Raw genomic sequence first — 6,921 nt, forward strand, 5'->3', positions numbered from 1 at the left:
GCACTTATTTTTCTCTTAATCTAAAAACTCCAAAAAACAAGATGTTACTCTTGTTTTTTGGAGTTTTCACTTAATCGTTTGTGCATATATCTACCATCATCAGTAAGTACCCAAACACCATGTTCAATGCTCTCTACTAAGTCCTCATCTTGTAAGTCTTTTTTAGCCCAACGAACAATATTGTGCCACTTCGGCTCCTTGCCGCTACGAGTAATAATCGTACGACTCAAATCGTCTAGTTGATATTTATCAGCTAAATATTTGTATGCTTCTTTTGGAATAACTTTTTCATTGTCTCCAATAAACATAAATAAATCACTCTTAATATCTTTAGCTGTCGGTAATTTCGGTCGATTCTTTGTGATTTCTCGTGAAACATCTGACATTCCATTTCGACTAATATCATCCTCAATCAAGTAACGAATTGATTCTCCGATTTCAGTCTGTTTTCCTGCCCACTCAGCTAAAAAGTGATCGTTTTTTCTAATACGTAGCACTAGCGTATCACCAGCTCCGTACTCTTTCTTAACATTCGTCATTATTTTTCCTCCTTAGACATCGCTTATACAAATCTAACAAAAAAACCATACAAAAGATAATGTAATGTAATGTAATGTAATTTGTTTTCTTGATAAAAATTTATCATGTCTTTTAATCCCAGTCAACTCTTTATTTAAAAACTACAAGAAGATGATGACCGATTTCGACGAACAGGTCCTATCGGTCTATGAGAACGTGCTAAATGATGCGATTTTCAGTGGGGACATGGTGGCGGTGAAATATGTGGCGGAGCGGGAGATAAAGCGATTCAAGGGTTTCGTACATCGGACGAACTACCTGGAACGTACCGTCGAACTGGCCAATCAGCGGGACGGTCTAATCCATGTCTCATTTGAAAAAATTGTTCAAGTAGAACGATGTTTTTATTGATTCCGAATCAATTTTGCAGTTTAAAGCCTAATAAAACGAGAAACCTGCCATAATGGCCGGTTTCTCGCACAGGTCCTTACATTCTTTTTTAGACTTCGAACATGTCGTATAAAAGGGACATCTCGACTTCACCTTGTGACGCCACAAGATTGATCCACTGACGAAGTCTCTCGTCACCTTCATGTATGTACTCTTCCTCCCAATGTTCCCTTAACTCTTCCGGGTCGGCTTGGAGGATTACTTGCCTAACAATTTCTTTCTTACTATTCAAGACATACATTATTTTAGGTCTGTCTTGGTACTCTCTGCCATTCACCATGAAGTCTTTTCTTCCTCCGCCAGAATACTTGTCTCTAAGCGCATGGTTGATAATCCCGTGATTAGTGACTAGCCAAAACACCATACGTGTGTATTTAGTACGACTGTCGCCAGCGATAAGCTCAGGGAACAAAGCAAATCCTCTGGCCGTGAAATATTCTTCAGCATCTCCTTCCAAAGCATTCCACATCGTCAAGACCGGGGGCGCCGCAACTTCATCATTGCCCATCCACCAAAGCGTTTGCCCTTCAGACAATAGTGGACGATAATAAGATCTCAGTATCTCCACCGGTTCTGGATGATTCCTGAACTCCTCGTAGGGAATATCCATTCTTTCAAATATAGTATCCCCCTCCTCTAAAGTCATGTCGATATCGTAGCGAGGGGAATGCGTGACACCAATATCGCTCAAGCAGTGTTCATATGGTCTAGCATTAAACTCCACGTCGCCCGGTCCCATTTTCCCGAAAAACATCGCAATATGATCGACGCCTTGGATACGGGTGGACTCCATGATACTGCTCCCTAGACTTCTCCACCCGGACCTAGAAGTTTTCACTTCAACCCCGAAACTATCTCCCATGAGAATATCAGGAAAACTTCGTGTCGATTGAACCAAGCGAACCGTTCCTTCAAAAATTGTACCTACCGCTAATTCGGCAAGCTCTTCACAAACAAGCCTCTCCATCATTCTACCTTCGTTAGAACGATAGAATGATGGATCCTCTTGCGCTTTCTCATTCATGATTTCACAAGCGCTCATCACTAAATGACCAAACTGTTCATACTGTAATTCAATTGCCAATTCATTCGTCAAAATTCTCCATCTCCGTTTCGAAGTAGAGACTCCAATTTTCCTCGAGTCTCTTCGCAATATGATATGCGAGTAAAGGAGGTACCGCGTTTCCTATGATTTTATATGCGCTAGAAGCAGACAATCCAGGGTCTTCTCCTTTTTTGGGCCAAACAAATTCGTAATCGTCAGGGAATGTCTGAATACGAGCGCACTCACGAACGGTCAACCTTCTTTCCTCAAGACCTTGTTCTAGCTCATCTAGACGTTTTCCTCCTTTTTCCAAACCAAGTCGACGGAATTCGATGTTTCCGTGGTGTTCAGATCTAATAGTTGGTCCGATGCCATCCAGATTAACCTCCGTCTGACCTTGACAATGTTTTCCCATGTATTTGGCTTTAGAATATTTTTGTTGAGACAAGTCAGAACTTTTCTCGGGTTCAACCAAACCTTCTAAAGCGCTTTTGACTGAAACATGTGGAAGAAGGTTTTCTGTTGGAACTTTAGTCGGCAGACAGTGAGTCTTAGACGGATATGGATCATACTTGGCAGAAATATTTTCATTCTGTAGCTCTCGAATGGCCTCTTCTTTCAAAGCACCTTTTTGAAAACCGTAGAATATGACACGTTCTCGGGACTGTGGGACACCGAATTCGGCAGCGTGCAGCACCTTGGCCGGAACGACGATATAACCATCTCCGATATTGGAGAAATCATTCTCGATTATTTTTTTTACGTCGCCAAGATTAACTAAGCCTTTAACGTTTTCAGCCACGAACACTTTAGGCTTAACAATCTCGACAACTTCACGCATCCACATGTACAGTTGACCACGATTTTCAACATTTGGCTTGTCAATCTCGGCCTCATCTATCTCAACCAATTTCCCATCATGCGATTTATCAGATGCGAACCCTTTGCGTTTTCCCGCCACAGAAAAATCTTGGCACGGGAACCCACCTGTTACAATTTCAATGTCTTCAGGGAAGGGATTAATCTTTGTCTCACGATAAGCTTTTACGACATCGACGATGCTTTCAAGATGATAGACTTCAGATTGAATACCCTTGTTACCAAAATAACGAGTCCACGCTCGTTGAGCGTCTGGTCTGATATCGTTAGCAAAAACCGTTTTAAAGCGAGTTTCTGGAAGTTTGACCCACTTCTCGTTCACTTTTTTTATATTCCAATGCTTGTTGACATTTAAATTAATCGATTCTTCTAAAACTTCGAATCCGCCCTCAAAACCTAAATCCATTCCACCACAACCAGAAAACAGGGATAGCACATTTCTGTTTTTTGTAGCGAGTACTGTCTTAGGTTCATTTTGGACTTTTGAGACAGTTTTAACTGTCATAGTAAACACCTCATTTCTATACAACATATATTCTAACTAAAATATCAGTGATATGGGTAATGAATTGATTGTTATTTCCTAAAGTTCGGACACGTTGGATTAATGATTGAAACTCTTACTCACAAGGATCATCCGCATCTAGTAGCTCCTGACGATTTTCATCTCGATTACGTTCTTCATTTAATTGGTCATAAGTTGTCACAATATCATTTATTACCCGTTCAAAATCTGATGTTATTTCATGCTCCCAAAATCGAAGTATGGTCCACCCCTGGCAAACATAATGCTCTGTTTGTTCCGCGTCACGTTCTTGATTTCTTTTGATTTTCTCGTTCCAAAACTCCTGATTGGACTTAGGTTCTCTAAAATGAAGCGGGCATCCATGCCAAAAACAAGAATCTAAAAAGATAACCAATTTCTGATTCGGAAACGCTATGTCAGGTGTACCTAGTAGCTCTTTGTAATTTTTTCTATAACGTAATCCTCTATGCCAAAGCGCTTTTCTAACTTTCAGTTCCATTTTAGTGTCTTTACTTCGCACTTTTTGGATTCCTTTATTGGTAGCCGACATTCCACTCGCCTCCTAAACCTATAACCTCAAAGCATTCGATGTCCTCTCATATTCCCTTAATTTGAATAGTGAGTCATCCGTGTAGCTCATCTTTTTTTGATTGATAGTTATAGCGATGCCAGTGATAAGTAAAAAACATCCCCGGTGACCGACGCTGATCACGGGGGACTAGAAATGCTATTTTAGTAGATTAAGATCAATAGCGGTAATGAACGACGAACTCAGGGTCAATTTGATAATAGAACGACACCAGATGACGATTCGTGTTGGTGATAGGAGCTACGGCCTCAGTGATCTCCAGTCCGTTTTCGTCCACGCCTTTAGTGATAGCCGTGTCGATTTGAGCTCCTATCGGAGTAAGAACGTTCACTTGAACCTTCCCTCCGTTCGGTGCCACTTGAAGTCCGTCAAATGGGACTCGGATTGAGAAAGCGTATTCGTTGGCATCACCAATCGGATAAATCTTGTAGTCGTAGGACAGTAGGTAGGCGTTTGTGGAGCCCGCTACAGGTGTTAAGGATGATTTCTTCAAAATCGCGCGAAGCATCAGACGAGCGGCGTCTTCCATAACTCCAGGTAAGTTTTCAGCTTCAGCCTGATCTCGAATATCTTCAGTCCCTTCTAAAAGTGTCGATGCTTTTTTAGGGTTCATCTCAATGTTAGAGATTTTAAAGAATTCGAGAACCTCCGGTGGCACGGCACTACCATTCGGAACATACCACGTTTCTTCCGAAGGTATCGGTTCGTCGGTAACCAACAAGGTTTCGACACGTACTGTGTCGAAAGCGTTATTATTATATCGTGAGGTTCCGGTAATAATGGCACTCACATCTTGCAAACGAATATTCAGCGCAATCACGTCCTTATTTGATGTAGTGTGATTGCTGGAGATATGTTACTATTGTTACCAGCGAAAACATATTCCAGCGTTAACAAAGCACGATTGCAGTCGTGCTTTTTTTGCGTCGTTAATAATAACATTTCTTAATGAAACAATAACACCTGTTATTTATTTTGTCAATCTAAGTTCACGTATGTTATTTTTTACATAACATAAATTAAATGAAGCGGGTGTTATTTGTATGTCTATAGATAAAAGAATTGTTGATAGAAGAAAAGAACTTAATTTAAACCAAGCAGCTTTAGCGAAAAAAGCCGGGTTAACGGCTCCCTCAATCAGTCAATATGAATCAGGAAATCGGAATCCGTCTTATGAAGCGTTAGTGAAGCTTTCTGCCGCGTTAAACGTTTCCGTGGATTACCTAGTGTCGGGTCATGAAAGCGAGGAAGACGTAAGCGATCCTGAGTCGCGTCTCATCTTGAAAGTCATCCAATCTTTGGATGGAACAAAAAACATGATCTTATGAACTTTTTACGCTTGATGACGGGACAAAACACAATTCTCAGCCTTAATTCAACTAACCCCAAAAAATATGCGGACCATCTCTTTCAAAACATCCTGAAGGAGGCTTTCCCCATTCATATCGAAGAAGTCGCCTCGTTATTAAGCATTCAGATTTTCGACGCTTCTTTGGGAAGCGGAACCGAAGCCATGTTATTGAAGCAAAGTGGAACTATCATCATCGATAAAAGCATCGGAAATCAAGCACGACAAAAACTCACTCTCGCCACGCTTGTCGGTCACTTCATTTTACCTTGGCACACTAAAGAAACTTACTATCACAGAAAACATGGCGCTTCCACAACGACTTCCGAAGACGTGGAATCTCAAGAAGCGATGATGTTCGCAAAATCATTGCTCACGCCATCAAAAATGCTGGAAGAAGATTTTTCTAAGTTGCCTTCCGGTGAAATCAATATTGAACATTTAGAGAAGCTCGCGATCAATAAATACAACGTTTCAGTGACAATGTTTTGCAACAGATTAGTGGAATTCGATAAGGGGAGATTCAATGTGATCACTTCTAAAAACGGAATAATCGAAAACGTTCATAGTAGCAACGTATCTTTTGTAAAAAATGATCCTTTACCGCCACAGAGTCTAGCATTCGAATTAAACAATGAAGGTGGGAACGAAAAAAGAATACGCAGTAAAAAAATCGCATCCCATGTATGGATCAAAGACGCTTCAGAATCTGAATATGTGTTTGAGAGCTCAATCTACAACCCAAGGTACGGGGTCCTAACATTTCTGTCGAAACTTTAAGGGCTACTATCTCGTCACCTTTTCATCCGAATGCGTAAAGAGGTGAAATGAATCCCGCTCCTCACACCTGAGCCAAAGGTTATAAAGACAAAATACTGTAGAAAGATTCAAAAAATTGCGATGCACGATGGTGTCGAACAAATACTATCGGTTTATGAGAACTCGCTGAATGAATAAATTTTCAGTAGGAGACATGCTGGAAGTGTAATATGTTGAGAAGCGAGAGATGAATCGAAGCTTATAAAAGTTTAATTTTGATATAATTAAGTTTAACAGTCTACGTATTGCGAGGTGAATAGCTTGAGTAGCTCTTTAGGTGATCAAAGCGAGTCAGAAGTTCTTTTTATTAGTCATTCAAGTGCAGATGTGGAATACGTTAAAGAACTGGTGGAGCTTTTAAACATTTTAAACATCCCAATAGTTTGTAGTTCTTTACCCGGCCATCATATAGAAATTGATAAAGATATCTATGATTATTTAGCAGAAAAAATGAGGGAGAAAGGTCGCGTCATTTTTCTCCTTTCTAAAAATTATTACGAAAGCGCTGCATGTTTAAATGAAATGGGTGCTTGCTGGATTCTTGGAAAAGAATATTCTACAATTTTAACTCCAAATTTTGATTTTCAAAACATTGACGGCGCAATAAATCCTCGTCAAATGTCTTTTAAGTTAAATGACAAAATGAGGCTACTTGAATTATTTGATTCTATAAAATCTGAATTTAAGGTTACAGATTCTACAACTTTCAAAGTCAACACAGCAATCGATAAATCCCTAAAAAAAAT

The 6,921-nt window shown here is 40.1% G+C and carries 9 protein-coding genes; 4 read left to right on the forward strand and 5 right to left on the reverse strand.

Going from position 1 to position 6,921, the window contains the following annotated elements; genetic code table 11:
* Positions 1–44: 44 nt before the first annotated feature.
* A complete protein-coding gene (locus tag A6395_RS15280; protein WP_071399685.1) occupies positions 45–539 on the reverse strand; it encodes a winged helix-turn-helix domain-containing protein in 495 nt (164 codons plus the stop codon).
* 151 nt (positions 540–690) lie between these two features.
* Here A6395_RS15280 and A6395_RS15285 point away from each other — a divergent pair, with 151 nt between their 5' ends.
* Positions 691–930, forward strand: a complete 240-nt coding sequence (locus tag A6395_RS15285) for a YolD-like family protein (protein ID WP_084813111.1) — start codon at positions 691–693, stop codon at positions 928–930.
* Positions 931–1,018: 88 nt separating this feature from the next.
* Here A6395_RS15285 and A6395_RS15290 read toward each other — a convergent pair whose 3' ends face one another.
* The 4 genes from A6395_RS15290 to A6395_RS15305 all read right to left on the reverse strand — a co-directional run bounded on the left by A6395_RS15290 (position 1,019) and on the right by A6395_RS15305 (position 4,828).
* On the reverse strand, positions 1,019–2,065 hold the full coding sequence (locus tag A6395_RS15290; protein ID WP_071399687.1) for a hypothetical protein: 1,047 nt from the start codon (positions 2,063–2,065) through the stop codon (positions 1,019–1,021).
* Positions 2,055–3,398 (reverse strand): DNA cytosine methyltransferase, encoded by a 1,344-nt coding sequence (locus A6395_RS15295; protein ID WP_084813112.1) that lies wholly within the window; start codon positions 3,396–3,398, stop codon positions 2,055–2,057. The genes A6395_RS15290 and A6395_RS15295 overlap by 11 nt, the downstream gene beginning before the upstream one ends.
* 115 nt (positions 3,399–3,513) lie before the next feature.
* Positions 3,514–3,969 (reverse strand): very short patch repair endonuclease, encoded by a 456-nt coding sequence (locus A6395_RS15300; RefSeq protein WP_071399688.1) that lies wholly within the window; start codon positions 3,967–3,969, stop codon positions 3,514–3,516.
* 196 nt (positions 3,970–4,165) lie between these two features.
* On the reverse strand, positions 4,166–4,828 hold the full coding sequence (locus A6395_RS15305; RefSeq protein WP_252100551.1) for a hypothetical protein: 663 nt from the start codon (positions 4,826–4,828) through the stop codon (positions 4,166–4,168).
* 223 nt (positions 4,829–5,051) lie between these two features.
* On the opposite strand from A6395_RS15305, the gene A6395_RS15310 reads away from it, so the two are divergent.
* From A6395_RS15310 to A6395_RS15320, 3 genes are all read left to right on the forward strand, one after another.
* Positions 5,052–5,336 (forward strand): helix-turn-helix domain-containing protein, encoded by a 285-nt coding sequence (locus A6395_RS15310; RefSeq protein ID WP_071399689.1) that lies wholly within the window; start codon positions 5,052–5,054, stop codon positions 5,334–5,336.
* Positions 5,333–6,136: an ImmA/IrrE family metallo-endopeptidase gene (locus A6395_RS15315; protein ID WP_071399690.1), complete on the forward strand. Its 804-nt coding sequence runs from the start codon at positions 5,333–5,335 to the stop codon at positions 6,134–6,136. Before A6395_RS15310 ends, A6395_RS15315 begins: the two co-directional genes overlap by 4 nt.
* Before the next feature lie 300 nt (positions 6,137–6,436).
* Positions 6,437–6,921 (forward strand): toll/interleukin-1 receptor domain-containing protein (locus A6395_RS15320; protein WP_159429471.1); only part of this gene is annotated, 485 nt, incomplete at its 3' end.

The organism is Exiguobacterium sp. SH31 (genome assembly GCF_001816105.1).
Classification (GTDB): Bacteria; Bacillota; Bacilli; order Exiguobacteriales; family Exiguobacteriaceae; genus Exiguobacterium; species Exiguobacterium aurantiacum_A.

Excerpts from the sequence above, each read along its gene's own strand:
- A6395_RS15280 (WP_071399685.1), bottom strand. The coding sequence starts at position 539 with ATGACGAATGTTAAGAAAGAGTACGGAGCTGGTGATACGCTAGTGCTA.
- A6395_RS15285 (WP_084813111.1), top strand. The coding sequence starts at position 691 with ATGATGACCGATTTCGACGAACAGGTCCTATCGGTCTATGAGAACGTG.
- A6395_RS15295 (WP_084813112.1), bottom strand. The coding sequence starts at position 3,398 with ATGACAGTTAAAACTGTCTCAAAAGTCCAAAATGAACCTAAGACAGTA.
- A6395_RS15300 (WP_071399688.1), bottom strand. The coding sequence starts at position 3,969 with ATGTCGGCTACCAATAAAGGAATCCAAAAAGTGCGAAGTAAAGACACT.
- A6395_RS15310 (WP_071399689.1), top strand. The coding sequence starts at position 5,052 with ATGTCTATAGATAAAAGAATTGTTGATAGAAGAAAAGAACTTAATTTA.
- A6395_RS15315 (WP_071399690.1), top strand. The coding sequence starts at position 5,333 with ATGAACTTTTTACGCTTGATGACGGGACAAAACACAATTCTCAGCCTT.